At 42.7% G+C, this 25,458-nt stretch carries 43 protein-coding genes and 1 rRNA gene; 42 read left to right on the top strand and 2 right to left on the bottom strand.

The genetic code is table 11. The annotated features are described in order from the left end of the window. Nucleotides 1–152: 152 nt before the first annotated feature. The 38 genes from rpsJ (at nt 153) to G519_RS0121355 (ending at nt 21,396) form a co-directional block, all read left to right on the top strand. A complete protein-coding gene (rpsJ, locus tag G519_RS0121540) occupies nt 153–461 on the top strand; it encodes a 30S ribosomal protein S10 (protein WP_028557496.1) in 309 nt (102 codons plus the stop codon). Between the two features lie 45 nt (nt 462–506). After that, entirely contained in the window at nt 507–1,130 is a 624-nt protein-coding gene (gene rplC, locus G519_RS0121535; protein ID WP_029196463.1) for a 50S ribosomal protein L3, read from the top strand. A gap of 16 nt (nt 1,131–1,146) precedes the next feature. Further along, entirely contained in the window at nt 1,147–1,773 is a 627-nt protein-coding gene (rplD, locus tag G519_RS0121530; protein ID WP_029196462.1) for a 50S ribosomal protein L4, read from the top strand. Beyond that, the gene (gene rplW / locus G519_RS0121525; RefSeq protein WP_028557493.1) at nt 1,770–2,060 is read left to right on the top strand and encodes a 50S ribosomal protein L23; all 291 of its coding nucleotides are present in this window, start codon (nt 1,770–1,772) and stop codon (nt 2,058–2,060) included. Before rplD ends, rplW begins: the two co-directional genes overlap by 4 nt. Nucleotides 2,061–2,090: 30 nt before the next feature. After that, nucleotides 2,091–2,921, top strand: a complete 831-nt coding sequence (gene rplB, locus G519_RS0121520; protein WP_028557492.1) for a 50S ribosomal protein L2 — start codon at nt 2,091–2,093, stop codon at nt 2,919–2,921. An 84-nt stretch (nt 2,922–3,005) separates the two neighbouring features. Continuing rightward, nucleotides 3,006–3,284, top strand: a complete 279-nt coding sequence (gene rpsS / locus G519_RS0121515) for a 30S ribosomal protein S19 (protein WP_029196461.1) — start codon at nt 3,006–3,008, stop codon at nt 3,282–3,284. Between the two features lie 30 nt (nt 3,285–3,314). Next, nucleotides 3,315–3,647 carry a 50S ribosomal protein L22 gene (gene rplV, locus G519_RS0121510; protein WP_028557490.1) on the top strand — a complete coding sequence of 111 codons (333 nt, stop codon included), beginning with the start codon at nt 3,315–3,317 and terminating at the stop codon, nt 3,645–3,647. Nucleotides 3,648–3,660: 13 nt separating this feature from the next. Then, the gene (rpsC, locus tag G519_RS0121505) at nt 3,661–4,323 is read left to right on the top strand and encodes a 30S ribosomal protein S3 (protein ID WP_029196460.1); all 663 of its coding nucleotides are present in this window, start codon (nt 3,661–3,663) and stop codon (nt 4,321–4,323) included. 3 nt (nt 4,324–4,326) lie between these two features. Beyond that, complete coding sequence (gene rplP, locus G519_RS0121500) at nt 4,327–4,761, top strand: 50S ribosomal protein L16 (RefSeq protein ID WP_029196459.1); 435 nt, start codon at nt 4,327–4,329, stop codon at nt 4,759–4,761. Beyond that, on the top strand, nt 4,751–4,948 hold the full coding sequence (gene rpmC / locus G519_RS0121495) for a 50S ribosomal protein L29 (protein ID WP_028557487.1): 198 nt from the start codon (nt 4,751–4,753) through the stop codon (nt 4,946–4,948). Before rplP ends, rpmC begins: the two co-directional genes overlap by 11 nt. Before the next feature lie 27 nt (nt 4,949–4,975). Then, a complete protein-coding gene (rpsQ, locus tag G519_RS0121490; protein WP_029196458.1) occupies nt 4,976–5,239 on the top strand; it encodes a 30S ribosomal protein S17 in 264 nt (87 codons plus the stop codon). Nucleotides 5,240–5,274: 35 nt separating this feature from the next. Next, nucleotides 5,275–5,643, top strand: coding sequence for a 50S ribosomal protein L14 (gene rplN / locus G519_RS0121485; RefSeq protein WP_028557485.1), 369 nt, complete (start codon nt 5,275–5,277; stop codon nt 5,641–5,643). A gap of 55 nt (nt 5,644–5,698) precedes the next feature. Beyond that, on the top strand, nt 5,699–6,052 hold the full coding sequence (gene rplX, locus G519_RS0121480) for a 50S ribosomal protein L24 (RefSeq protein WP_079418006.1): 354 nt from the start codon (nt 5,699–5,701) through the stop codon (nt 6,050–6,052). Nucleotides 6,053–6,085: 33 nt separating this feature from the next. Further along, nucleotides 6,086–6,628: a 50S ribosomal protein L5 gene (rplE, locus tag G519_RS0121475; protein WP_029196456.1), complete on the top strand. Its 543-nt coding sequence runs from the start codon at nt 6,086–6,088 to the stop codon at nt 6,626–6,628. 36 nt (nt 6,629–6,664) lie between these two features. Continuing rightward, nucleotides 6,665–6,850 (top strand): type Z 30S ribosomal protein S14, encoded by a 186-nt coding sequence (locus G519_RS0121470; protein ID WP_029196455.1) that lies wholly within the window; start codon nt 6,665–6,667, stop codon nt 6,848–6,850. A gap of 33 nt (nt 6,851–6,883) precedes the next feature. After that, nucleotides 6,884–7,282, top strand: coding sequence for a 30S ribosomal protein S8 (rpsH, locus tag G519_RS0121465; protein WP_029196454.1), 399 nt, complete (start codon nt 6,884–6,886; stop codon nt 7,280–7,282). Between the two features lie 29 nt (nt 7,283–7,311). Further along, the gene (gene rplF, locus G519_RS0121460; RefSeq protein ID WP_029196453.1) at nt 7,312–7,854 is read left to right on the top strand and encodes a 50S ribosomal protein L6; all 543 of its coding nucleotides are present in this window, start codon (nt 7,312–7,314) and stop codon (nt 7,852–7,854) included. A 101-nt stretch (nt 7,855–7,955) separates the two neighbouring features. Further along, nucleotides 7,956–8,324 (top strand): 50S ribosomal protein L18, encoded by a 369-nt coding sequence (rplR, locus tag G519_RS0121455; protein ID WP_029196452.1) that lies wholly within the window; start codon nt 7,956–7,958, stop codon nt 8,322–8,324. Between the two features lie 28 nt (nt 8,325–8,352). Beyond that, nucleotides 8,353–8,850, top strand: a complete 498-nt coding sequence (rpsE, locus tag G519_RS0121450) for a 30S ribosomal protein S5 (protein ID WP_029196451.1) — start codon at nt 8,353–8,355, stop codon at nt 8,848–8,850. Between the two features lie 11 nt (nt 8,851–8,861). Next, nucleotides 8,862–9,050: a 50S ribosomal protein L30 gene (gene rpmD / locus G519_RS0121445; protein ID WP_029196450.1), complete on the top strand. Its 189-nt coding sequence runs from the start codon at nt 8,862–8,864 to the stop codon at nt 9,048–9,050. Nucleotides 9,051–9,086: 36 nt separating this feature from the next. Beyond that, nucleotides 9,087–9,527, top strand: coding sequence for a 50S ribosomal protein L15 (gene rplO, locus G519_RS0121440; protein ID WP_029196449.1), 441 nt, complete (start codon nt 9,087–9,089; stop codon nt 9,525–9,527). Then, on the top strand, nt 9,527–10,831 hold the full coding sequence (secY, locus tag G519_RS0121435) for a preprotein translocase subunit SecY (RefSeq protein ID WP_029196448.1): 1,305 nt from the start codon (nt 9,527–9,529) through the stop codon (nt 10,829–10,831). The genes rplO and secY overlap by 1 nt, the downstream gene beginning before the upstream one ends. 85 nt (nt 10,832–10,916) lie before the next feature. After that, a complete protein-coding gene (locus tag G519_RS0121430; RefSeq protein WP_029196447.1) occupies nt 10,917–11,567 on the top strand; it encodes an adenylate kinase in 651 nt (216 codons plus the stop codon). Beyond that, the gene (gene map / locus G519_RS0121425; RefSeq protein WP_029196446.1) at nt 11,567–12,319 is read left to right on the top strand and encodes a type I methionyl aminopeptidase; all 753 of its coding nucleotides are present in this window, start codon (nt 11,567–11,569) and stop codon (nt 12,317–12,319) included. The genes G519_RS0121430 and map overlap by 1 nt, the downstream gene beginning before the upstream one ends. A gap of 10 nt (nt 12,320–12,329) precedes the next feature. Then, the gene (locus G519_RS0121420) at nt 12,330–12,635 is read left to right on the top strand and encodes a KOW domain-containing RNA-binding protein (protein WP_029196445.1); all 306 of its coding nucleotides are present in this window, start codon (nt 12,330–12,332) and stop codon (nt 12,633–12,635) included. Nucleotides 12,636–12,637: 2 nt separating this feature from the next. After that, nucleotides 12,638–12,856: a translation initiation factor IF-1 gene (gene infA / locus G519_RS0121415; RefSeq protein WP_009676800.1), complete on the top strand. Its 219-nt coding sequence runs from the start codon at nt 12,638–12,640 to the stop codon at nt 12,854–12,856. A 107-nt stretch (nt 12,857–12,963) separates the two neighbouring features. Beyond that, the gene (gene rpmJ, locus G519_RS0121410) at nt 12,964–13,077 is read left to right on the top strand and encodes a 50S ribosomal protein L36 (RefSeq protein ID WP_029196444.1); all 114 of its coding nucleotides are present in this window, start codon (nt 12,964–12,966) and stop codon (nt 13,075–13,077) included. A gap of 19 nt (nt 13,078–13,096) precedes the next feature. Further along, the gene (gene rpsM, locus G519_RS0121405; RefSeq protein ID WP_028557471.1) at nt 13,097–13,465 is read left to right on the top strand and encodes a 30S ribosomal protein S13; all 369 of its coding nucleotides are present in this window, start codon (nt 13,097–13,099) and stop codon (nt 13,463–13,465) included. Between the two features lie 18 nt (nt 13,466–13,483). Beyond that, nucleotides 13,484–13,879 carry a 30S ribosomal protein S11 gene (rpsK, locus tag G519_RS0121400; RefSeq protein ID WP_028557470.1) on the top strand — a complete coding sequence of 132 codons (396 nt, stop codon included), beginning with the start codon at nt 13,484–13,486 and terminating at the stop codon, nt 13,877–13,879. 126 nt (nt 13,880–14,005) lie between these two features. Then, nucleotides 14,006–14,950 carry a DNA-directed RNA polymerase subunit alpha gene (locus G519_RS0121395; RefSeq protein WP_029196443.1) on the top strand — a complete coding sequence of 315 codons (945 nt, stop codon included), beginning with the start codon at nt 14,006–14,008 and terminating at the stop codon, nt 14,948–14,950. A gap of 24 nt (nt 14,951–14,974) precedes the next feature. Further along, complete coding sequence (rplQ, locus tag G519_RS0121390) at nt 14,975–15,340, top strand: 50S ribosomal protein L17 (protein WP_029196442.1); 366 nt, start codon at nt 14,975–14,977, stop codon at nt 15,338–15,340. A gap of 139 nt (nt 15,341–15,479) precedes the next feature. Then, nucleotides 15,480–16,241 carry a tRNA pseudouridine(38-40) synthase TruA gene (gene truA, locus G519_RS0121385; protein WP_029196441.1) on the top strand — a complete coding sequence of 254 codons (762 nt, stop codon included), beginning with the start codon at nt 15,480–15,482 and terminating at the stop codon, nt 16,239–16,241. Between the two features lie 171 nt (nt 16,242–16,412). Next, entirely contained in the window at nt 16,413–16,850 is a 438-nt protein-coding gene (gene rplM, locus G519_RS0121380; RefSeq protein WP_029196440.1) for a 50S ribosomal protein L13, read from the top strand. A gap of 18 nt (nt 16,851–16,868) precedes the next feature. Beyond that, complete coding sequence (rpsI, locus tag G519_RS0121375; protein ID WP_029196439.1) at nt 16,869–17,261, top strand: 30S ribosomal protein S9; 393 nt, start codon at nt 16,869–16,871, stop codon at nt 17,259–17,261. 265 nt (nt 17,262–17,526) lie between these two features. Beyond that, complete coding sequence (locus G519_RS0121370) at nt 17,527–18,219, top strand: phosphoadenylyl-sulfate reductase (RefSeq protein WP_029196438.1); 693 nt, start codon at nt 17,527–17,529, stop codon at nt 18,217–18,219. Nucleotides 18,220–18,246: 27 nt separating this feature from the next. Next, complete coding sequence (sat, locus tag G519_RS0121365; RefSeq protein ID WP_029196437.1) at nt 18,247–19,419, top strand: sulfate adenylyltransferase; 1,173 nt, start codon at nt 18,247–18,249, stop codon at nt 19,417–19,419. Nucleotides 19,420–19,491: 72 nt separating this feature from the next. Next, nucleotides 19,492–20,247, top strand: a complete 756-nt coding sequence (cwlD, locus tag G519_RS0121360; RefSeq protein WP_029196436.1) for an N-acetylmuramoyl-L-alanine amidase CwlD — start codon at nt 19,492–19,494, stop codon at nt 20,245–20,247. 60 nt (nt 20,248–20,307) lie between these two features. Then, entirely contained in the window at nt 20,308–21,396 is a 1,089-nt protein-coding gene (locus G519_RS0121355; protein ID WP_029196435.1) for an Mrp/NBP35 family ATP-binding protein, read from the top strand. A gap of 48 nt (nt 21,397–21,444) precedes the next feature. Here the strand turns inward: G519_RS0121355 and gerD are convergent, their stop codons facing one another. Beyond that, complete coding sequence (gene gerD, locus G519_RS43945; protein ID WP_051253567.1) at nt 21,445–22,257, bottom strand: spore germination lipoprotein GerD; 813 nt, start codon at nt 22,255–22,257, stop codon at nt 21,445–21,447. A gap of 138 nt (nt 22,258–22,395) precedes the next feature. Between gerD and G519_RS0121345 the strand changes: the two genes are divergently transcribed. Continuing rightward, nucleotides 22,396–22,992 carry a KinB-signaling pathway activation protein gene (locus tag G519_RS0121345; protein ID WP_029196434.1) on the top strand — a complete coding sequence of 199 codons (597 nt, stop codon included), beginning with the start codon at nt 22,396–22,398 and terminating at the stop codon, nt 22,990–22,992. Nucleotides 22,993–23,028: 36 nt separating this feature from the next. On the opposite strand, the gene pdaB is transcribed toward G519_RS0121345, so the two are convergent. Next, complete coding sequence (gene pdaB, locus G519_RS0121340) at nt 23,029–23,811, bottom strand: polysaccharide deacetylase family sporulation protein PdaB (RefSeq protein WP_029196433.1); 783 nt, start codon at nt 23,809–23,811, stop codon at nt 23,029–23,031. 113 nt (nt 23,812–23,924) lie between these two features. Here pdaB and G519_RS0121335 point away from each other — a divergent pair, with 113 nt between their 5' ends. The 3 genes from G519_RS0121335 to G519_RS0121325 form a co-directional block, all read left to right on the top strand. Further along, nucleotides 23,925–24,536, top strand: a complete 612-nt coding sequence (locus tag G519_RS0121335) for a stage II sporulation protein M (RefSeq protein WP_029196432.1) — start codon at nt 23,925–23,927, stop codon at nt 24,534–24,536. A gap of 151 nt (nt 24,537–24,687) precedes the next feature. Beyond that, on the top strand, nt 24,688–24,918 hold the full coding sequence (locus tag G519_RS0121330) for a regulator of G-protein signaling domain-containing protein (protein WP_029196431.1): 231 nt from the start codon (nt 24,688–24,690) through the stop codon (nt 24,916–24,918). A 309-nt stretch (nt 24,919–25,227) separates the two neighbouring features. Beyond that, nucleotides 25,228–25,458: ribosomal RNA gene (locus G519_RS0121325) — 16S ribosomal RNA — on the top strand; the annotation flags it as partial.

Raw genomic sequence — 25,458 nt, 5'->3', positions numbered from 1 at the left:
AAATTTTATATAATATAAAACGTTGGTCTGTGACGTTGCGATGATGCGAAAGGTTGCCGACACACCTGGCCCCTTTGCCATGGGGAAGGATGTTGGAGAATTTTCGCGGAGTATGTCCGATACTAAATTGGGCGATAGAAGGAGGGACTTATATGGCAAAGCAAAAAATTCGTATCCGTTTGAAAGCTTATGATCACAGAATTATTGATCAATCAGCTGAGAAAATCGTGGAAACTGCCAAGCGTTCCGGTGCAGGTGTATCCGGTCCGATTCCGCTTCCGACAGAGAAGCAAATCATCACGATTCTTCGTGCGGTGCACAAGTACAAGGATTCGCGTGAGCAATTCGAAATGCGTACGCATAAGCGTCTTATCGATATTGTGAATCCAACACCACAAACAGTTGATGCTTTGATGCGTCTAGACTTACCGTCTGGCGTTGACATCGAGATCAAACTGTAAAACAACTATAGAATGAACGTTTAGGAAGGAAATGAGGTGTCAACGATGAAAGGTATCTTAGGAAAAAAACTTGGGATGACACAGTTGTTTACTCCGGAGGGTAATGTAGTTCCGGTAACTGTCATTCAAGCGGGACCATGTGTGGTACTGCAAAAGAAAGATGTGGATAACGACGGATATGAGTCAATCCAAATCGGTTTTGATGATGTGAAAGCTAGCAGAATCATTAAACCAGAGCTTGGCCATGCGAAAAAAGCAGGGGCAACGCCTAAGCGCTACGTTAAAGAAATTCGTGGCATTCAGTTGGGTGACTATGAAGTTGGTCAAGAACTGAAAGCAGATCTGTTTACAGAGGGCGAATTCGTTGATGTAACGGGTACTTCCAAAGGTAAAGGTTTCCAAGGTAACATCAAAAGACATAACCAATCCACAGGCCCGATGGCTCACGGATCACGTTATCACCGCGGACCGGGTTCCATGGGTTCCATTCAAGCAAACCGCGTTCCTAAAGGTAAGAAATTGCCAGGGCACATGGGTAACGAAACAGTAACTTTGCAAAACCTGCAAATCATTAAAGTAGATGCTGAACGTAATGTATTGCTAGTTAAAGGTTCCATTCCGGGCCCTAAAAACAGCTACGTTAGCGTGAAGTCTGCTGTGAAAAAGTAAGAAAGGAGGAAGACAGATGCCAAAAGTAGCTTTATATAATGTAACAGGTGCTCAGGTAGGAGAAGTTGAACTGTCTGACGTTGTTTTCGGAATTGAGCCTCACGTTCACGCGATTCACGAAGCTGTTCTTTTGCAACAAGCAGCTGTGCGTCAAGGGACACACAAAACAAAAGGTCGTTCGGAAGTTCGCGGCGGTGGTCGTAAACCTTGGAAACAAAAAGGTACAGGTCGTGCGCGTCAAGGTAGTATTCGTGCTCCACAGTGGAAAGGCGGCGGTACCGTATTCGGACCGACACCTCGCAGCTATGGTTTCAAATTACCTAGAAAAGTTCGTCGCTTAGCGATCAAATCCGCTTTGTCCTCGAAACTTATCGATAACAACTTGATCGTATTGGATCAGCTTCAATTGAACGCTCCAAAAACGAAAGACTTCGTAGCTATTTTGAACAACCTGAAAGTAGACCGTAAAGTATTAGTTGTAGGCGTTGCTAACGACTCCAATGTTGCTTTATCTGCTCGTAATATTCCAGGTGTGAAATTTGTTGCTGCTGATGGAGTTAATGTTCTTGATGTCATGTTGTATGACAAATTGATCATTACACAAGAAGCTGTACAGAAAGTTGAGGAGGTGCTTGCACAATGAAAAATCCACGCGACATTATCAAGCGCCCGATCATCACTGAGCGTACAAGCGACCTAATGGCTAACAAAAAGTATGTTTTTGAAGTGGATCTTCGCGCTAACAAAACAGAAATTAAACAAGCTATTGAAGCTATTTTCAAAGTAAAAGTTACAAATGTAAACACATTGAGAATGCCAGCTAAGCCTAAACGTTATGGCAAACACTCTGGTTACACTTCCATTTGGAAGAAAGCTATCGTGTCCCTAAGCGCAGAAAGCAAAGAATTGGAATTCTTTGAATCGGTATAACCCATTTCTTGAAGTAAGGAGGAAATCAGAGTGCCAATTAAAAAATATAAACCAACCTCACCAGCTCGACGTGCGATGTCGGTTTCTACTTTTGAAGAAATCACAACATCAACACCGGAGAAATCATTGCTTGCTCCTTTGTTCAAGCATGCTGGTCGTAACAACCAAGGTAAAATTACGGTTCGTCACCATGGTGGTGGACACAAACGTAAATACCGTATCATCGATTTTAAACGTACTAAAGATGGAATACCAGGACGCGTTGCTACAGTTGAGTACGATCCTAACCGTTCCGCAAACATCGCATTGATTCATTATGCAGATGGCGAGAAAAAATACATCATCGCTCCTAAAGGTCTTAAAGTGGACGATCGTATCGTTTCTGGACCACAAGCAGATATCAAAGTAGGTAACGCTCTTCCATTGGAAAACATTCCAGTTGGTACAGTTATCCACAACATCGAGTTGAAGCCTGGTAAAGGTGCACAATTAGTGCGCGCTGCCGGTACGGAAGCTCAACTTCTTGGTAAAGAAGAAACTTACGTAACCATTCGCCTTTCATCTGGTGAAGTTCGTAAAGTACTTAAAGTTTGCCGCGCAACAATCGGCTCTGTTGGTAACGAAGATCACGAGCTAGTGAAAATCGGTAAAGCAGGACGTAATCGTTGGAAAGGCAATCGTCCACAAGTTCGTGGGGTTGTTATGAACCCGAATGATCACCCACACGGTGGTGGTGAAGGACGCGCACCAATCGGACGTAAATCACCTATGTCACCATGGGGTAAACCGACGCTTGGTTTCAAAACTCGTAAAAAAGGCAAAGCATCCGATAAATACATTGTACGTCGCCGTACGAAGTAATCACGATAAAGTGAATCGAATAAATGTTTCAATTTATCACGGATATATGAATTCTCTTGAGGTTCAAGGAAGGGAGGAACACCCATGGGTCGCAGCTTAAAGAAGGGTCCATTTATTGATGGATACTTACTGAAAAAAGTAGAAGACTTGAACACTTCCAGCAAAAAACTGGTTATCAAAACGTGGTCCCGTCGTTCTACGATTTACCCGCAATTCGTTGGTCACACTTTCGGAGTATATGATGGAAGAAAACACGTGCCTGTGTATGTAACCGAAGATATGGTTGGACACAAGCTTGGTGAATTTGCACCAACTCGTACTTACAAAGGTCATGATGACGACAAGAAAACCGGAAAACGTTAATTTCATTTTTAACCGAGAGGAGGTACTACCATGCAAGCTAAAGCAATATTGAACCACGCTCGGATTGCTCCTCGTAAAGCAAAGCTAGTTGTTGACTTGATTCGGGGAAAAGCGGTAGGCGAAGCGATTGCGATTCTGCGTCACACACCTAAAGCAGCTTCTCCAATCCTGGAGAAACTATTGAATTCCGCAATTGCCAATGCAGAGCATAACTATTCATTAGATCCTAATAAATTAGTGGTATCTGAGACGTTTGTTAACCAAGGACCTACAATGAAAAGGTTCCAACAACGTGCAATGGGCCGCGCTAGCGCGATCAAAAAACGTACCAGCCACATCACAATCGTGGTATCTGAAAAATAAGGAGGGATAACGTGTGGGTCAGAAAGTAAACCCGGTAGGCTTTAGAATTGGTATTATTCGTGATTGGGAGTCCAAATGGTTCGCAGAGAAAGATTTCGGAACTCTGTTGCTTGAAGACGTCAAAATCCGCGAATACTTAAAAAATAAACTTAAAGACTCAGCAGTTTCCCATATCGATATCGAGCGCGCGGCTAACCGTGTGAACGTTACGATTCATACTGCTAAACCAGGAATGGTTATTGGTAAAGGCGGAGCTGAAGTTGAAGTTATTCGCAACTACATCGCTGGTATGTCCAATAAAAAAGTTCACATCAACATTTCTGAAATCAAAAGCCCAGATCTTGATGCAATTCTCGTAGCTGAAGCTATCGCACTTCAATTGGAACGTCGTGTTTCATTCCGTCGTGCTATGAAACAAGCTATGCAAAGAACTATGAGATCCGGCGCTAAAGGTATTAAAGTAGCAACTAGCGGACGTCTTGGCGGTGCTGAGATTGCTCGTACGGAAGGATATAGCGAAGGAACAGTTCCACTTCATACGCTTCGTGCGGATATCGACTATGGTACTGCAGAAGCAGCCACTACTTATGGACGTATCGGTGTAAAAGTATGGATTTATCGTGGAGAAGTGCTTCCGCCAGCTAAGAAAAAGGCTCAGCCGGAAGGAGGAATTTAAATCATGTTAGTACCTAAACGTGTAAAACACCGTAAAGAACACCGCGGTAACATGAAAGGTCGCGCTAAAGGCGGAACGGAAGTAGCTTTTGGCGAATATGGTCTGCAAGCGGTAGAACCGGCTTGGGTATCCAACCGTCAAATCGAAGCAGCACGTATTGCCATGACACGTTACATCAAACGTGGCGGTAAAGTTTGGATTAAAATCTTCCCAGCTAAACCAGTTACACAAAAACCGCTTGAAGTCCGTATGGGTAGTGGTAAAGGTAACGTTGAGAAATGGGTAGCGGTAGTAAAACCGGGTAAAATTTTGTTTGAACTTGCTGGTGTAAGTGAAGAGGTCGCTCGTGAAGCGATGCGTCTTGCTGCTCACAAGCTTCCAATCAAAACGAAATTCGTGAAAAGAGAAGAAGTAGGCGGTGAAGCAAATGAAGGGTAGTGAATTCCGGAACTTAACCACTGCTGAAATTGAGCAAAAAGTTAATGGTTTTAAAGAAGAACTCTTTAACCTCCGTTTTCAACTAGCTACTGGTCAATTGGACAACCCGACTCAAATTCGTGATTTGCGTAAAGAGATCGCTCGTGCCAAGACTATTTTGCGTGAAAGAGAATTGGGGATTGGGTAACCAAATCTAGAAGGGAGGGTTCCTTAGATGGCTGAACGTAACGATCGTAAGGTACTGATCGGTAAAGTTGTCAGCGATAAAATGGATAAAACCATTGTTGTTGCTGTCGAAACTTACAAAAAACATGATCTCTATCACAAGAGAATCAAATATACGAAAAAGTTCAAAGCGCATGACGAAAACAACCAAGCTAAAATCGGTGACACTGTGAAAATCAGTGAAACTAGACCGTTATCCAAAGATAAAAGCTGGAGACTGGTTGAAATTACTGAAGTTGGCGTTGTTATCTAATAATCGAGACATGAACCCCGAAAGGAGGGAATACGATGATTCAACCATTTACTCGTTTGGCTGTCGCTGACAACTCAGGTGCGAAACAATTAATGTGTATCCGCGTTTTGGGTGGTACTGGTCGTCGCGTTGGTCACATTGGTGATTTGATCGTCTGTTCAGTAAAAGAAGCAACACCAGGTGGCGTTGTCAAAAAAGGTGACGTTGTTAAAGCAGTTATCGTTCGTACGAAGAGCGGTGCTCGCCGTAAAGACGGATCATATATCTCATTTGATGAGAATGCGGCTGTTATCGTGAAAGAAGATAAAAGTCCACGTGGTACACGTATCTTTGGACCAGTTGCACGCGAACTTCGTGACAGAGACTTCATGAAGATCGTATCCTTGGCTCCAGAAGTTATCTAAGAACAGTTACGATGTTTGTTTTCCTAACGGGAAACCTCAGGAGGTGTAGAAGCTAATGCCAAGATTAAAAAAGAGATTAGAATCTCATAACAATAAACTGCACGTGAAAAAAGACGATACGGTTTTTGTAATCACTGGTAAAGACAAAGGTAAGAAGGGTCGCGTTATCGCTGCTTATCCTCGTCAAAACCGTGTGCTTGTAGAAGGTGTAAACATGGTTAAGAAACATGCGAAACCATCTCAACAAAATCCACAAGGCGGTATCTTGAATCAAGAAGCTGCAATCCACGTTTCTAACGTGATGCTAATTGATCCTAAGAGCGGCAAACCTACTCGCGTAGGATACAAAGTATTGGATAACGGAACGAAAGTTCGTATCGCGAAAAAATCCGGCGAAGTTATCGACTAATACAAACAAGCATGGAAAGGAGGCAAATGAGTCATGGCAGTAAGAATGAAAGATCGTTACTTGAACGAAATTACTCCAGCGTTAATTCAGAAGTTTAACTACACAACAGTCATGCAAGTTCCTAAAATCGAGAAAATCGTTATCAACATGGGTGTTGGTGAGGCTGTATCGAACTCCAAAGTACTTGACACTGCTGTAGAAGATCTTCAAAAAATTGCTGGTCAAAAACCAGTTGTAACAAAATCCAAAAAAGCGATCGCGGGTTTCAAACTTCGTGAAAATATGCCAATCGGCGTGAAAGTAACTCTTCGCGGCGAACGCATGTATCATTTCTTGGATAAACTTTTCAACGTATCACTTCCACGTGTACGTGACTTCCGTGGTATTTCCAACAAGGCTTTTGACGGCCGTGGAAACTACACACTTGGTCTGAAAGAACAACTCATTTTCCCAGAGATTGAGTATGATAAAGTTGATAAAGTTCGTGGTATGGATATTGTTATCGTTACAACGGCTAAGTCCGACGAGGAAGCTCGCGAGCTTTTAACACAACTCGGAGCGCCTTTCGTTAAATAGGTTACCAGTCGTACCTATCAGGAGGTGTTATATTAAGTGGCAAAAACTTCGATGAAAGTCAAACAGCAACGTACCCCGAAGTTTAAAGTGCAAGCATACACACGTTGTGAGCGCTGCGGACGTCCGCATTCAGTGCTTCGCAAGTTCAAAATTTGTCGGATTTGTTTCCGCGAATTAGCACACAAAGGTCAGATTCCTGGCGTTAAAAAAGCAAGCTGGTAATCACCCTATTTTCGGGAAGGAGGTTTACACAAAATGGTCATGTCAGATCCAATTGCAGATATGCTAACTCGCATTCGTAATGCGAATATCGTACGTCATGAAACAGTTGAAATTCCTGCATCAAAAGTGAAGAGGGAAATCGCTGAAATCCTTAAAAAAGAAGGATTTATCCGTGACGCTGAGTACGTTGAAGATAGCAAACAAGGTATCATCCGTTTGTTCCTGAAATACGGTTCAAACAATGAACGTGTTATCTCCGGTTTGAAAAGAATTAGCAAACCAGGTCTACGCGTTTATACAAAATCACAAGAAATCCCTCGTGTATTGGGCGGATTAGGGATTGCCATCATCTCCACATCTAAAGGAGTTATGACGGATAAAGATGCTCGTCAATCCAAAGCTGGCGGAGAGGTTATCTGCTACGTTTGGTAATACAATTGTAATTGAATGGAGGTGCAAACATGTCTCGTATTGGTCGTAAGCCAATCACCATTCCAAGTGGTGTAAATGTAACACTAGACAATACTCAAATCACGGTTAAAGGCCCTAAAGGTTCTTTGTCCCGTGAACTTCATAAAGATATGAAAGTAAATGTTCTAGAAAACGAGATTTCCGTTGAGCGTCCTTCCGATAACAAGCTCCACCGTTCCCTGCATGGTACAACACGTAGTGTTGTTGCCAACATGGTAAGTGGCGTAACGGAAGGTTTCACGAAATCTTTGGATCTAGTTGGCGTTGGTTACCGTGCTAACAAGAGCGGCGACAAATTGGTTCTCAACGTTGGGTACTCCCATCCAGTTGAAATCAATCCTGAAAACGGAATTGAGTTCGATGTTCCTACGAACACGAAGATCATCGTTAAAGGTATTGATAAAGAATTAGTAGGCGCTATGGCAGCTAAAGTTCGTTCCGTACGTGAACCAGAGCCGTATAAAGGTAAAGGTATCAAGTATGAAGGCGAACGCATTCTTCGTAAAGAAGGTAAAGCTGGTAAGAAGAAATAAGATCGTTAGATCGCGGGTAATAGCTAAGAGTTTTCTTGTGAAAACTTGCTACGTAAGCATAAGCCTCGCATCATAAGATGATGAAAGGAGTGTAAGTATAGATGATTACTAAAAGCGATAAAAATAAAGCTCGTTTGAAAAGACATCTTCGTGTTCGTAAGAAAATCGAAGGTACTACTGTTCGTCCGCGCTTGAACATATTCCGCTCTTCCAAGCACATGTATGCTCAACTTATCGATGATACAACGGGTGTTACAATCGTTGCTGCATCGACTCAAGATAAAGAACTGAAAAGTGAAATTGGTAATGGCGGTAACGTTGAAGCTGCTCGTAAAGTTGGCGCATTAATCGCTCAACGCGCGAAAGAAAAAGGTTTAGACAAAGTGGTTTTTGACCGCGGTGGATACCTTTATCATGGACGTGTTCAAGCATTAGCTGACGCAGCTCGTGAAGCTGGACTTGAATTCTAGGAAAAACATATATAAGGAGGTAAAAGACTTGCGTGTAGATCCTAATACTTTAGAGCTAACAGAAAAAGTTGTTAATATTAATCGCGTAGCTAAAGTAGTAAAAGGCGGACGTCGTTTCAGCTTCAGCGCACTTGTTGTCGTTGGCGATGGCAATGGCTGGGTTGGCGCAGGAATCGGTAAAGCTTCCGAAGTTCCTGATGCAATCCGCAAAGGTATTGAAGATGCGAAAAAGAACTTGATTCATGTTCCTATCGTAGGCACTTCGATTCCTCACCTTGTAACAGGTAAGTTTGGTGCAGGACGCGTTCTGCTAAAACCAGCTTCCCAAGGTACAGGAGTTATCGCAGGCGGACCAGTTCGTGCAGTTCTTGAACTTGCTGGTATCGGCGATATCTTGACAAAATCCCTTGGTTCATCGAACTCCATGAACATGGTTAACGCAACGCTTGAAGGCTTAAGCCGCTTGAAAAAAGCGGAAGAAGTTGCAAAGCTTCGCGGTAAAACAGTTCAAGAGCTATTAGGTTAGGAGGGGTAAACATGGCGAAACAATTACAAATTACCCTAAAACGCAGCCTGATTGGCCGCCCTGAAACACAACGCGTTACAGTGAAAACACTTGGTCTTCGCAAGATGCACCAAACAGTTCTTCACCAAGATAATGCTGCGATCAGAGGCATGGTTAATCAAGTGAGCCATTTGGTAGAAGTTAAAGAAATCGAAGCATAGTAGCAAGATATTAAGATCTAGAGGAGGTGTGCAACGATGAAGTTACATGAGCTAAGTTCTGCTACTGGTTCTCGTCACACTCGTAAACGTGTTGGCCGTGGTACAAGTAGCGGCATGGGTAAAACATCAACTCGCGGACATAAAGGTCAAAACGCACGTTCCGGTGGAGGCGTTCGTCCTGGATTCGAGGGTGGACAAAACCCGTTATACCGTCGTTTACCTAAGCGTGGTTTCACGAATCGTTTCCGTACGGAATACGCAATCGTAAACCTTGAAGATTTGAACAATTTCGCAGCTGGTACCGAAGTTACTCCACAAGTATTAATGGAGACTGGTATTGTTAAAGCTCCTAAAGATGGTATCAAGATTTTAGGAAACGGTGAAATCACAGTAAAATTAACCGTTAAAGCGAATAAGTTCTCTCAATCAGCAATTGAGAAAATCCAAGCTGCCGGCGGTCAAACCGAGGTGATTTAATGTTTAATACCATAGCCAACATCTTCAAAGTAGAAGATTTACGCAGAAGAATTTTATTTACGCTCATCTTGCTAATCGTCTACCGCTTAGGTGCCTTTATTCCAGTGCCTAACATAAATACGGCTGTCCTGAAACTTCAAGACCAAGCGAATCAGAGTGATGTCTTTGGTTTGCTTAACACGTTTTCAGGTGGTGCGCTCTTCCAATTCTCCCTCTTCGCGATGGGAATTACGCCTTACATCACGGCTTCTATCATAGTTCAGCTTTTGTCCATGGATGTTATTCCACGCTTTGCGCAATGGGCAAAAGAAGGTGATGTTGGAAGAAAGAAAATGACACAAGTTACTCGTTACGGTACGATTATTCTAGGTGTGATTCAAGCCTTTGGACTTTCAATAGGGTTTAACCGTTTGTATAGCGGTCTTGTGATTGATCCAGGTGTTGCAACCTTTGCTCTAATCGCTCTCGTATTGACAGCTGGAACAGCTTTCTTGATGTGGCTCGGTGAGCAAATCACGGAATATGGGATTGGAAACGGTATTTCCATTATCATCTTTGCAGGTATCGTCGCGGCGATTCCTACAAGCATACAGCAAATTTACAAATCACTTTTTGCGACCGAAGGAGCTTTGTTCCTGAATATCGTGAAACTGATCATTATTGCTTTGGTTGTTATACTGATTATTGCCGGGGTCATATTCGTGCAGCAAGGTGTCCGTAAGATACCTGTACAATATGCGAAACGGGTAGTTGGTCGTAAAATGTATGGTGGTCAAACCACTCACATTCCTCTTAAAGTGAATGCGGCTGGTGTAATCCCTGTAATCTTTGCACTATCGTTATTGATGTTCCCTCCTACCATTGCTAGTTACTGGAGAGGTAATGTTGTTGCAGAATGGATAATTAACAATTTAAGTATTAACCAAACTGCTCCATTAGCGATTGTACTTTATGTACTGCTGATTATTGGATTCACATACTTTTATACCTTCGTACAAATTAATCCAGTTCAAATGGCTGATCAGATGAAGAAAAATGGTGGCTACATACCAGGTATTAGACCCGGTAAGACAACATCGACTTATCTGACTCGCGTAATGACTAGAATTACTCTTTCTGGAGCTTTGTTTCTCTCAGCGATCTCAATTCTTCCAATGCTTTTTGGAGGACTTGCCGGTTTGCCTAGTTCGGTTCGGATTGGTGGTACATCTTTACTTATCGTAGTAGGCGTTGGTCTTGAGACGATGAAACAAATCGAGAGCCAATTGATTAAGCGTCATTACAAAGGATTTATCAATAAATAGCTAATAGGTTCTGATGGGGCAATATCTGCGACATCGGCACCTATTGTGCTGTTCGTAATGCCGAGTGCGATGGGAGGTTTTAAGTGTGAACGTAATTTTTATGGGGCCTCCTGGTGCAGGCAAAGGCACGCAAGCTGAAAAAATCGTTAACGAATTTCAAATTCCTCATATCTCAACTGGAGATGCTTTTCGCTTGGCGATGAGTCAAGGTACACCACTTGGTGTTGAAGCCAAAGGTTATGTGGATAAGGGACTACTGGTTCCAGATGAAATAACGAACGGTATTGTGAGAGAGCGTCTTGCCCAACCGGATTGCGATAAAGGATTTTTGCTTGACGGGTTCCCTAGAACAGTTGCACAAGCAGATGCGTTATCTGAAATCGTAGATTCATTAGGTAAGAAGATTGAGGTTGTTATCAATCTTTCCGTTGATCGCAGTTTCTTGCTTGCAAGACTAACTGGTCGAAGAATTTGTAAATCCTGTGGTTCTACGTATCATGTAATCTTCAACCCACCAAAGCAAGAAGGCGTATGCGATAAATGTTCGGGTGAGTTGTACCAACGATCTGATGATACGGAAGAGAAAGTCGGAACTCGTTTGGATGAATACATCAATAAAACGGCTCCGCTGCTGGATTACTACCAAAAGAGGGAATTATTGCGTGAGGTTAACGGGGAACAAGACATTCATGCGGTAACCGAACAAATTAGCTCACTGCTACGAGGTCTAGCGTAATGATCATTTGTAAGTCCGAGGTTGAACTAGACCTAATGCGAGAAGCTGGTCGTATCGTAGCCGAAACGCACCGCTTATTGGCAAGGGCGATTCGTCCGAACATTACAACGAAAGAACTTGATCAGATCGCAGAGGAATTCATTCGCAGTCAGGGAGCGATTCCATCTTTTAAAGGCTACAACGGTTTTCCTGGAAGCATTTGTGCTTCAGTCAACGAAGAATTAGTTCATGGTATTCCTGGTCCTAGAAAGCTGGCTGAGGGCGATATTATCAGTATAGATATTGGTGCTCAGTATAAAGGTTATCATGGAGATTCTGCTTGGACGTATCCTGTCGGTGAAATTTCTGAAACAGCTAGACGTTTGTTAGCTGTAACAGAACAATCACTTTATCGAGGCATAGCAGAAGCTAAACCAGATGCTAGACTCTACACGTTGTCGCATGCAATCCAAACTTGTATTGAAGACGCAGGCTTCTCCGTGGTTATAGAGTATGTCGGTCACGGTATCGGAACGGATCTTCACGAAGAGCCACAAATTCCGAATTATGGTGTACCTGACAAAGGTCCTCGTCTCAAACCAGGCATGGTCCTAGCCATTGAACCGATGGTGGTCGTTGGCGAAAGATTTGTCCAAACACTCGAAGACGATTGGACCGTAGTCACTGCGGATCGGACCCTATGTGCTCATTTTGAACATACGATTGCAATTACGGCAGCCGGTTATGAAATATTAACTTTGCCTAGATCGTAGGTGATGATGAATGGATAGCAAGATTCCGAAGGTGGGTCAAATCGTAAAGGTGCTTCGCGGTCGAGATCCCGGAGAATATGCGGTCGTGATTGGAATTGTCGATCATCGCTTTGTCTGGCTTGCCGACGGTGATCATCGCAAATTCGATCAGCCGAAGAAGAAGAACCTGAATCATCTTCAGTTACAAGAAACGATTAGCAGTGAAGTGGAGTCAAGCATTAGGGAAACAGGTCGTGTTACTAATGGAAAGTTGCGCTTCGCAATTGCCAAATTCGTTGAACTTATGCAAGATGAAGCACAAGAGAAAGGAGAATGACTGTGGCCAAAGAAGATGTAATTGAAGTAGAAGGTACAGTGATTGAACCTCTTCCGAATGCAATGTTTAAGGTTGAATTGGAAAATGGTCATAAAATCCTAGCCCATGTATCCGGTAAAATCAGAATGCACTTTATCCGCATTTTGCCTGGAGATAAGGTTACCGTAGAATTATCGCCTTATGATTTAACGAGAGGCCGTATAACCTACCGTTTTAAATAAATGTTCGGCTTACATGTAAGTTACTCTCTCAAGGCGTATGCTTACGAAGCAAGTTTTCTAACCGAAAACGCAACATGGTTGCTTACGATGATAAGGAGGGCTTAAAAATGAAAGTTAGACCGTCAGTAAAACCGATTTGCGAAAAATGCAAAGTTATTCGCCGTAAAGGTAATATCATGGTTATTTGTGAAAATCCTAAGCACAAACAAAAACAAGGTTAAAAGGAGGTGCAATCTGTAGATGGCACGTTTAGCTGGAGTTGACTTACCTCGTGACAAACGAGTTGTAATCGCGTTGACTTACATTTTCGGTATCGGCACTACAACTGCTCAGAAAATCATTGCTTCCACAGGTATCGACGCTAGTACTCGCGTTCGTGACTTGACTGAAGATGAAGTGAGCAAGATCCGTGATGTAATTGACAAAACCCTTAAAGTAGAAGGCGACCTTCGCCGCGAAATTTCCCTAAACATCAAACGTCTAATCGAAATCGGATCCTACCGTGGTCTTCGTCACCGCCGTGGTCTTCCTGTTCGTGGACAACGTACTAAAACTAATGCTCGTACACGTAAAGGTCCTCGTCGTACAGTAGCTAATAAGAAGAAATAATAAAGGGGGTTAGAGCTAATGGCAAAACCTAAAAAAGTCGTCCGTACGAAACGTCGTGACCGGAAAAATATTGAGAGCGGTGTAGCACACATCCGTTCAACATTTAACAACACGATCGTAACGATCACGGATCCGCATGGTAACGCAATTTCTTGGGCAAGTTCAGGAAACCTTGGATTCAAAGGTTCCCGTAAAAGTACTCCTTTCGCGGCGCAAATGGCAGCTGAAAAAGCAGCTAAAGCAGCTATGGAGCACGGCTTGAAAACTGTTGAAGTAATGGTTAAAGGTCCAGGAGCTGGCCGCGAAGCAGCAATTCGTTCTTTGCAAGCAGCTGGTCTTGAAGTAAACCTGATTAAAGACGTGACTCCGGTTCCTCATAATGGCTGCCGTCCTCCAAAACGTCGTCGCGTATAATTCAGGATCACTTTGTAGTATAATTATTCCAAAATCGTGAATAATGGTTTGAAGGATAGGAATACTATGAAATTTTCAGGCGAAGTATCCAGAGGGAAACGACGTATTGAATGGAGGGTACATTTCATGATCGAAATCGAAAAGCCAAAAATAGAAACCGTAGCATTAAGTGAAGATGGCGCTTATGGTAGATTTATCATCGAGCCGTTGGAGCGTGGCTATGGTACAACCTTAGGTAACTCACTACGTCGTATCTTACTGTCCTCTTTACCGGGGGCAGCAGTAACCTCTGTCCAAATCGATGGCGTTTTGCATGAGTTTTCAACGATTCCTGGCGTGCTTGAGGATGTAACGGAAATTATCCTCAACTTGAAAGGCTTATCGTTGAAAATTCACTCCGATGAGGAGAAAGTGCTTGAAATTGATGCAGAAGGAGAAGGTAATATTACCGCGGCTGATATCCGTGGTGATAGCGATGTGGAGATTCTTAACCCGGATTTGCATATTGCAACCTTGTCTCCCGACGCACGTCTTCACATGAGGATTCATGCGGGCAGAGGACGCGGTTACGTCCAATCGGACAAAAATAAGCATGAAGAACAACCAATTGGTGTGATTCCAATTGATTCGATCTACACGCCTATTACCCGAGTAAACTATTCTATTGAGAATACTCGCGTCGGCCAAGTGACTAACTATGATAAGTTGACCCTCGAAGTGTGGACTGATGGAAGTATTCGACCAGAAGAAGCAGTGAGCTTGGGTGCCAAAATCTTAACTGAACATCTGAACTTGTTCGTCGGTTTGACGGATGAAGCGAAAGATGCTGAGATTATGGTAGAGAAGGAAGAAGATAAGAAAGAGAAAGTTCTAGAGATGACTATCGAGGAACTTGATCTATCTGTTCGTTCTTACAACTGTCTCAAGCGTGCAGGGATTAACACCGTACAAGAGCTGATTACCAAAACAGAAGAAGACATGATGAAAGTTCGGAACTTAGGCCGCAAATCACTTGAAGAAGTTCAAGAGAAGCTCGAAGAGCTGGGTTTGGGACTACGTACTGAGGAATAATCTTGTCAGAAGGAGGTTAATTCAATGAACTACAGAAAGTTGAACCGCGATTCCAGTAATCGTAAAGCATTATTCCGTGATCTGGTTACAGATCTGTTCATACATGAACGCATCCAAACTACAGAAGCAAAAGCAAAAGAAATTCGTTCCATCGCTGAGAAGTTAATCACTCTTGCGAAGCGCGGAGATCTTCATGCACGCCGTCAGGTTGCTGCTTTTGTTCGTAGAGAAGCTGCAGACGAGAATCAAGATGCGATTCAAAAACTGTTCTCCGATTTGGCTACTCGTTACTCCGAGCGTCCAGGTGGATACACACGTATCCTTAAACTGGGACCACGCCGCGGTGACGCAGCACCAATGGTTTACCTAGAGCTAGTAGATCGCGCATAAAGACGGATGGGAAAGGGTGGACGGAATCGTTAGATTCTGGTGAAGCCCTTTTTTTGCAGTCTTAGCACGCTCTCTAGAAGTGAATTTAGCTAAGGCTAATCACTTAAGATAGGAAGGATGACTCATGGAGGATCAAGCCTTGAGAAATCTACGTTTTACTATAAGTTACGATGGAACGGCTTATTCAGGTTTTCAGATTCAGCCTAAAGCAGATACGATTCAATACCGTTTAGAGCAGGCTGTTTTCATGTTGACTGGTGAGAGGGTGAAAGTCATCTCATCCGGGCGTACAGATGCCGGTGTACACGCGAAAGCCCAAGTTATTAATTTCAGTACGAATTCTAAGATACCAGTGGAACGTTGGTGTTTAGCTCTCAATGCTAGACTCCCCAGAGATATCGTCGCACATACCGCGGAAGAAGTCCTTCCTTCCTTTCATTCTCGCAAAGCCGCGAAACGCAAAACATATTGCTTTTCAATTCGCTCGGCGCGCTTCCCTGATGTCTTTCACCGCAACTATGAATACCATCATCCTACGCATTTGAATGTGGAAGCCATGAGAGAGGCGCTCCCTTGCTTGCTAGGTGAGCATGATTTTACTTCGTTTTGTACGGTGAGAACAGATAAGGAAGTAAAGGTGAGAACCCTCTATGAGGTTCGTCTGGAGACGGAAGCTGACGAGTTATCTACGACGGGGAACATCGCCCGGGTCCGTTTAATCGTAACGGGTAATGGTTTCCTTTATAACATGGTTAGGATCATCGCAGGAACGCTGATTCAGATTGGAGAAGGTAAGAGACCTAGCAGTGATATGCAGCGGATTCTCGAAGCTAGAGACCGATCTCAGGCGGGTCCTACGGCCGAAGCTATGGGTTTAACGTTATGGAGAGTCGACTATTAAATAGCCTAAAACACTACTTGCTTCTTACGGATGTTTCGTGTAAAATATAACTTGGCGTTTCGTGATCGGCTACCCCACAGCCCCTGATCACAAATGGCCGTCAACCATCCATCATTTATGTAAATAACAATAATAATTATGTATTGAGATATATTTCTAGGAGGATTAAGCATGCGCACCACATATATGGCTAAGCCAAATGAAGTTGAGCGTAAATGGTACATTGTTGACGCTGCAGGCCAAACACTTGGCCGTCTTGCAAGTGAAGTTGCTAGCATTATCCGCGGTAAGCACAAACCGGAGTTCACTCCACACGTAGATACTGGCGATTTCGTTGTTGTTATCAATGCTTCCCAAATTAAGCTAACAGGTAAGAAAATGCAAAACAAAATGTACTACCGTCACTCTTTATACCAAGGTGGTTTAAAAGTGACTTCTGCTCAGGATTTGCTGAACAGCAAACCTGATCGCATGATCGAGTTTGCCGTACACGGTATGCTTCCTAAGAACCGTCTTGGCGACAGCTTGAAAACTAAGCTTAAAGTCTACGGTGGAGCAGAGCACCCGCACCAAGCACAACTACCAGAAGTCTGGAATCTTCGCGGTTAATATAAGGAGGAACGTTTCGTGGCACAAGTTCAATATTATGGAACGGGTCGTCGTAAACACTCGGTAGCGCGCGTGCGCTTAGTACCGGGTGAAGGACGCATCATTATCAATAAACGTGATCTAGATGAGTATTTCGGTCTAGAAACGTTGAAACTGATCGTTAAACAACCATTGACATTAACTGAGACTGTCGGTAAATACGATGTTCTAGTTCTTGCAAATGGTGGTGGAATCAGCGGACAAGCTGGAGCAATTCGTCACGGGATTTCCCGTGCATTGTTGAAAGCTGATCCGGAATACCGTGGATCCTTGAAAAAAGCAGGATTCTTAACACGTGATTCCCGTATGAAAGAGCGTAAAAAATATGGATTGAAAGCCGCTCGTCGCGCACCTCAATTCTCCAAACGTTAAGATCTTGCGCCTATGGCGCTCAGAAAAACCTTTTCAGTATTCACTGGAAAGGTTTTTTTCTTTAATCATTACATGGTTTTACTTGTTTTGTTGAAAAGTATTCTCGTTTCGACGTGCGGGAAAGCGATTTTGTAAAGAATAGTTAGAAAATCAGCGAAGTTAATACCAAAATGATAAAAAGCCATTGACAGAAGAAAGATCTCAGTTATAATTGACTTATAAATCATACGATATCACTCGGAATTAAATAAGCGGAGGTAATATTATGAATCTTTTTGAAAAAGAAGCGTTTGTTACGAAAGCTGCTGAAGAATTTGAAAATCAATCAGCGCAAGCAGTTTTGAAATTAGCGGTTGAAACATATGCTAGCTTGACGCTGGCGTGCAGTTTCGGTGCTGAGGATGTTGTGCTCGTTGACATGCTCCAAAAGATTAGTCCAAATGTAGATATTTTTTACTTGGATACAAATGTGCATTTCCCAGAAACTTATGAAACGAGAGATCGCCTAGAACAGCATTATGGCACTAAATTCGTACAGGTATTGCCAAAGCTTACGCTTGATGAGCAGGCTGAGAAATATGGCGATGAGCTATGGAAAAGCGATGCAAACCAATGCTGCAACATTCGTAAAGTGGATCCACTAACGGACGTTCTTAAAAACTATGACGCATGGATCACAGGAATTCGCCGCGACCAAGCGCCTACTCGTGCAAATGCGAAAAAAGTGGAATACGATGTGAAATTCGGTCTTATTAAGTTTAATCCACTTGCAAGTTGGACTTCCGAAGATGTATGGAATTACATTCGCGAGAACGATGTCATTTACAACCCGCTGCATGACCGCAATTACCCAAGTATAGGCTGCACACACTGCACACGCCAAGTGGCAGAAGGTGAAGATCCGCGTGCTGGTCGTTGGGCAAACATCGAGAAAACGGAATGCGGACTTCATAAATAAGAAGCGAAATGATGGAGGTGCTAGTAGATGCCTACGATCAAACCGCATGGCGGCGAATTAATCAATCGATTGGTTCCCGCAGAACAAAGAGAAGAGCTGCTCAAACGCGCGGCGTCTTTGAAACAAATCCGGGTAAATTCTTGGACGATTTCTGATCTGGATCTTATTGCAGTAGGAGCTTTCTCACCGCTTACCGGTTTTATGGATGAGGAAAACTACAACTCTGTAGTTGAAACTATGCGTCTGACGCATGGAACAGTATGGAGCATTCCAATTACGCTGTCCATTGCTCCTGATTTTGCAGCTACCATCACGATCGGAGAGCAAGTAGCGCTTGTTGGCGATGAGGATAACATTGTTTATGCTATTTTAGACACCACAAGTATCTACAAAGTTGATCAAACGAATGAAGCAGTTAAAGTCTTCAAAACGGATGACATGGCTCACCCAGGCGCAGATAAACTCTTCTCGCGTTCTTCTACGAATATCGGAGGCCCTATCCAACTGCTTAACCGACCAAAACCTAAGAAATTTGAAGAGTTTTACTTCGACCCGTCCGAAACACGCCGCATTTTTGCGGAAAATGGGTGGAAAACTGTTGTTGGTTTTCAAACGCGTAACCCAGTCCACCGAGCTCATGAATACATTCAAAAGTCGGCCATGGAAATCGTGGATGCCCTTTTCCTTAATCCGCTTGTTGGTGAGACGAAATCCGATGATATATCTGCAGATGTACGTATGAAAAGTTACTTGGTACTGCTCGAGAACTACTATCCGAAGGATCGGACTTTCTTAGGTGTATATCCGGCTGCTATGCGTTATGCAGGTCCTCGTGAGGCGATTTTGCACGCTATTGTGCGTAGAAACTATGGTTGTACGCATTTCATCGTAGGACGCGACCACGCGGGTGTTGGCGATTATTACGGCACATATGAAGCACAAGAGATTTTCAGTAATTTTACAGCAGAAGAAATCGGGATTACTCCATTGTTCTTTGAACACAGTTTCTTTTGTACCAAATGTGGCAATATGGCATCTAGTAAAACTTGTCCTCATGATAAGTCCCACCATATGCATCTGTCTGGCACGAAGGTTCGTGGATTGCTTAGAGACGGTCAATGCCCGCCTCCTGAGTTTACTCGTCCTGAAGTTGCACAGGTTCTTATTGAAGGTCTAAGAGACCCTGAATATCAAGTTTAAGTAAGGTATATTTGTCCACCCTGTCCCATATAGATGATACAGAGTCTATGGGGAACAGAGGTGGATTTTTTTATGCGCAAAAGGAAGAAGAGGCTGGTCGTTTGGCTAACTTTTAACAGTAGTCTTAAGCTTGTTCTCTCGACCTTGCTGGTTGGACTTGTCGTTTTCATCTATGCCTATGAGCTGCCGGCAACGAGTACTTGGTCGGATTGGACTTTACCTTTGTCAGGTAAAACAATTGCTCTGGATGCTGGTCATGGTGGACCTGATGGTGGAGCAGCCAGTAAGGAAGGAGTTGTTGAGAAAGATATCAATTTAGCGATCACACTTCATATTCGCGATTATTTGCAGCAGGCGGGTGCGATAGTCATTATGACAAGGGAAACGGATACCGACTTGGCTGAATCCGGCACGAAGGGATATAGTAAAAGAAAGACGCAAGATCTCCACAACCGAGCCGATCTCATCAATGAGAATAATGCGGATATGTTTCTTAGTGTGCATTTAAACAGCATACCTTCTCAGAAATGGAGAGGCGCACAAACGTTCTATTATCCGAATAATCCGAATAACCCTAATTTAGCTGCACTCATTCAATCGGAGTTAAAGAAGAACTTAGAGAATACGGATCGTGTTGCCAAACAGGCGGACAAGACTGTTTACTTATTGAAAACGTTGAAAATTCCGAGCGCACTTGTAGAAGTGGGTTTCCTATCAAATCCAGAAGAAGCAAGACTTCTTGCAAATGAGAAATATCAGAAGATGGTGGCAGCATCTGTCTATCAAGGGATCTTAAGATTTTATGCGGGGGAAAAAGTGGGTTCTTAATCAAAATGTGTTATAATTAAAGCCACAATTACAATGTCCGAATAAAGGTATGGTGTGGCTATGATAAATAAAGAACAACTATTAGAAGCGTTACAACCTCTTGTGGAACCTCATTACAATAAAAGCGTTGTGGAACTTAATTTAGTTAGAGATGTCATGTTTAAAGATAATAACGTATCTTTAAGCTTAATTGTCACGACCGAGGATGAGGCGTTCAAAGAGAAAGCAAAGGTTTATATTCAGCAAACTTTAGAAAAATTGGGTATAGCGCAAGTACATATTCGCTTCAGACTCATGACTGATTATGAGCGTAATCAAATTAAAGATGCGGTTCAACCGGCTGCAGAGAAGAAAACTCAACCTATTCAACCGCCAATCGAACAACCTATTTTGGGAGAAGCCTCTACAGTTGAATTTATAGCTGTTGCAAGTGGCAAGGGTGGTGTGGGTAAATCAACTGTGACTGTTAACTTAGCCGTTGCCTTAGCCCGCCAAGGGAAAAAAGTAGGAATCATCGATGCTGATATATATGGTTTCAGTATCCCCGATATGATGGGCATAGAAGAACAGCCGAAGCTTGTCGATAATGTCATTATGCCAGTTGAGAAATTTGGTGTAAAAGTAATCTCTATGGGCTTCTTTGTTCAAGATAACGCGCCTGTCGTTTGGCGTGGTCCTATGCTGGGGAAAATGCTTCGCAATTTCTTCAATGAAGTTAATTGGGGAGATGTTGAATACATCCTTCTGGATCTTCCTCCGGGAACGGGAGATGTAGCGCTAGATGTACATCAGCTCATCCCGCAAAGTAAAGAAGTGATTGTGACAACACCACATGCCACAGCGGCTTTTGTAGCTGCTAGAGCAGGTGCGATGGCCATTCAAACTAACCATGAAATTCTAGGTATTGTCGAGAACATGTCCTATTATGAATGTAAAGATGGCAGCATAGATTACGTATTCGGTAAGGGCGGCGGTGCTAGACTTGCGGACGATTTGCATAGTGAATTATTAGCGCAGATTCCGCTTGGAGCACCTGACAATCACGTCTCGGAAATCGATTATTCACCATCTGTTTACAAGTCAGACTCTAAAGCTGGACAAATCTATTTGGACATGGCTGCGAGCATCATTACTAAATTAGAGCAATAGATATAAAAGGGCATACGGAGAAATCCGTGTGCCCTTTTAATTTCATATTTAAGAATCTGAAGAGCTGAAGTCATCCTTTTTCTTTCCGCTGTCTTGCTTTTGGGAGTCTCCCGAATCACTTTTCTGATCTTTCTTTTTGTCTCCTCCACTGCTGTCTCCGCCGCTATCTCCACTGCTATCTGATTTACCACCGCTATCTCCGCCCTTTTGTTGAGCACTTTTAGCTGTAGGCATTTGATCGGGTTTACTTTGTTGTGCTATAGCTGCCTTTAGAAGGTCAACAAGATGTGAGCGGAACAAAGGACTCTGGATCGATTCTTCCATGACTGTCATCATTTGCTGGCGGTATGCGGCAGTTTTCATGACATCCAGCATCATCTTTTCATAATCAGGGTTTTTCATAACATCAATGAGTGATTTTTGATATTGCGGGTCTTTTAAAAGCTCTTTGAACATCTGTTTGGTCTCTGTGTGGATTGACTTAGCAAAATCACCGGCAAATTTAGGGTCTTTCATCATATCCGTGAGGAACGCGTTATTCTCTTTTGCTGTGAGTACATCCTTAACTGCCATCTGCAGCTGCAAAGATTCATTTGCAGACAAAAGTTTGATTTGAGATTGTCCAGCTACACCGGTGGCTCCTACATCACCATTCATTATACTGCGGTTTGCTGCACTGATTGCTTTCTTCCCATCCTCTGACTTCAAGATATCAAGAATCATGGTCTTTTGTTCTTTATACGTGTTAGCTTGAGATTGACCTTGACCTTTTGATGAACTATCTGATCCACACGAAGCGAGAAGTAAAGCGATAGAAATGAGTGGTAGGACTTGCAGCTTTCTCAGATTTGTTATGGACATAAAAGCATGCTCCCTTCCCTAGCTTAATAGTTGTTAGTATGTGTGGTTCGGGATAGATTATAAGGGTTATTCATTGGCTTTTTATCGTAAACGTTGGTACAATTAACAATTAGAGTTGAAGTATGGAGGTAATTGATCTTGACGCTGCGGAAGTGGTTTCACTTATTTTGGACAACACTGTTATTAGGAATGATTGTATCTATAGGGATTGGACTCATCTTACAATATTCCGACAAAGAATTTTCAGTTATGGGGCTCTCGGCAGTAGGATTTAACGTTTTAAATATGCTGCTTGGTGGTGCGACAATAAGCGTTCTGAGCCAAATGGGCTTTTTTGCCTATCTGATAGTCAGGTTTATTGCTGCGGGTATCATCCGATCCAAGACGGTATGGGATCTTCTGCAATTGGCTGTCGTCATTGTTGTCTTGTTTGACCTCGTTTATTTGAGAATGACTAATTTTGAGGGTACAGGATCCGTTTTGAGTTACACCGTTTTGCCAGTAATCATATTGGTAATTTCCATAGCAGTTGCTTATTGGAAGGTAAAGATGACGAATAGGAATGCTTTTATCCCAACGCTGTTCTTTATGTGCGCTGTTTCGGTTCTTGAAGCCGTACCTGCATTAAAGCTAGATAACGCAGCTTCAAGTCTTTTTATGTTGGCTCCGTTACTTGTTTGTAATGCATGGCAAATTTTGATTCTACATAAAATATTGGATAACAAAAAGAGCTAATATAATTAGCTCTTTTTTGAATCTGAGATCAGCTCATTAATTAATATGTTTCATTGCTTGGTCTTCAACTGGTTTGGTCTCCACCTGGGTTTGTTTGATTAGCTCACTAACCGTAACGAATTCGTATCCTTTAGCTCTTAACTGCTCAATGATAACTGGTAAGGCCTCGTGTGTTTGTTGAGACGAATCGCTGGCATGCAGTAACACAATATCGCCTGGATGCGCTTTGGTTACTACACGGTTAATGATGGTATCAACACCTTTGTTTAACCAGTCTTGAGAGTCAGTGTCCCATTGGATAACCGAATATCCCAAATCATCTGCAATTCGAAGCACTCGTTTGTCAAAGTCACCGTTAGGAAGGCGGATTAGGTTCGGTTCTTTTCCGATCAATTCCGTTAAAATGCCATGGGCTGTAGTAATTTGTTTGCGTATTTCTTCATCACTTAGCGTACTATAATTATCGTGTTTGTTGCCATGGCTTCCAATTTCGAAACCATCCTTTTTGATATGTTCCACAATCTCTGGGTGGCTTTTGCTCCACGGAGAGGATAGGAAGAAGGTTGCATTCTTCACACCTTTTTCCTTGAGAATATTCAAAATAGGTTCTGCACGCTTCTCGCCCCATGAAATATCAAAGGTCAGGGCAATGACTTTTCTTTCGGTCTGCACGCTATAGATAGCGGAGGGCTCTGCAGTGGAAAATACGGAAACATTGCTTTGTTCCGAATAAACAATAGCAGCAGCGAACACAATGGCAAGCGCGATAAATACATATTGTTTAAACTTACGAGCATTTACAACGAAAAAGTAGTTCATGAATAGCTTGTACCTCCTCTAAGCCTTACATACGGGCAAGGCTTGTATACTCTTTTGTAAATAATGTATGCTCGTACACAGTACTTATGCTTCCGAAATTGGAGGGAACCAAAATGAGATTTCGACCATTGTTCCAACATTTTAAAGAAATGAAACATTACTTCATCGTTGTCGTTTTAGTTTTTGGGTTTAGTCTTTATCTAGGTTGGGTGAATTCAGCGCAATTTTCACACTTTTTAGAAGGTCAGATGCAAGGGCTTAAATCATTAAGTCAATCCCTAAGTAATAAGGAAAATCCCCAACTATGGTTTTTTATTTTCATCTTTCTAAATAATGCCATTAAGTCTGTGGTCATTATCTTTCTTGGCCTATTACTTGGCGTTCTGCCACTTTTTATGTTGATTGCTAATGGGATGATACTCGGATATGTACTGTCCTTACAAACGCATGAAAGCACACTGTCCATTGTTCTGAGGGGAATTCTTCCGCATGGTATCATAGAGATTCCGGTCATTTTAATTGCCTGTGCATATGGACTTAAATTAGGTATGTTAGTTTGGAAGTCAGGAGCACAGATTTTTGTACCTGATAAATATAAAACAGCTCGTGCGGAGCTTATTAAAACACTCCATCTAACAAAGCCATTAATCGTATCTATCGTAATACTGCTGCTCTTTGCTGCAATTATTGAAAGTACACTTACATACTGGTTGGTGCATCTGTAAAATATTTTCAAAAGTTTTGTCATAAAAATGGCAAAATCTGAGCATAACAGTAAAACGGTAAGGAGAGCGGATCGCATAAAGGTCGGCTCTTCTTTGAATCAAACTGTAAGTGCCATAAATCTCTACAGTCGAGAGGGGTTTGGATGGATGTATGCTCGGATTCTTGTTCAATGATCGGGAATGCAGAGAGTTGGATTATGTACTTCGTAAAGAATTAGATGAAATGTTGTTCGATCTCAATGACAAAAGAATTGATCAAGAGATTAAAGGGGCCATAGAATCCAGATATAAAGTGATCTTCCGGATGTATGCTCGCATAGCGACGCCAAAGGAAATATCAAAGTATGCAAGAAACCGTAACTATCAAGCGCAAAAAAAATAGAGGGTAAGTGCTTGACTTACCCTCTCATCCTATGGTATTTTATAACTCGCCCCTTCGAAAAGAAGAATAACAAGTTGATTGTGAAGATGAGGTTTTACTAATTCTTCAAAAAAATACTTGCAATCATCTAGGTCGATGTGGTATATTAAAAAAGTCGCCGCTAAACGGATGGCGAAGAAATAAGAGAGAATATTGATCTTTGAAAACTGAACAACGAGTGAGTAAGCACGAACGAGAAATCGTTCAAAAGAGATTGCAAAATCTCGCTAGCAACGCAAATGAGCAATTAAGCTTTCAAATAGTTTTACTATTATGGAGAGTTTGATCCTGGCTCAGGACGAACGCTGGCGGCGTGCCTAATACATGCAAGTCGAGCGGGTTTACCCTTCGGGGTAAGCTAGCGGCGGACGGGTGAGTAACACGTAGGTAACCTGCCTATAAGATCGGGATAACTATCGGAAACGATAGCTAAGACCGGATAACTGGTTTTCTCGCATGAGAGAATTATGAAACACGGAGCAATCTGTGGCTTATAGATGG

The organism is Paenibacillus alginolyticus DSM 5050 = NBRC 15375 (genome assembly GCF_000422905.1).
GTDB classification, from domain to species: domain Bacteria; phylum Bacillota; class Bacilli; order Paenibacillales; family NBRC-103111; genus Paenibacillus_E; species Paenibacillus_E alginolyticus.
Note: the sequence above shows the minus strand (reverse complement) of the source record. Positions and strands in the feature narration are given on the sequence as shown.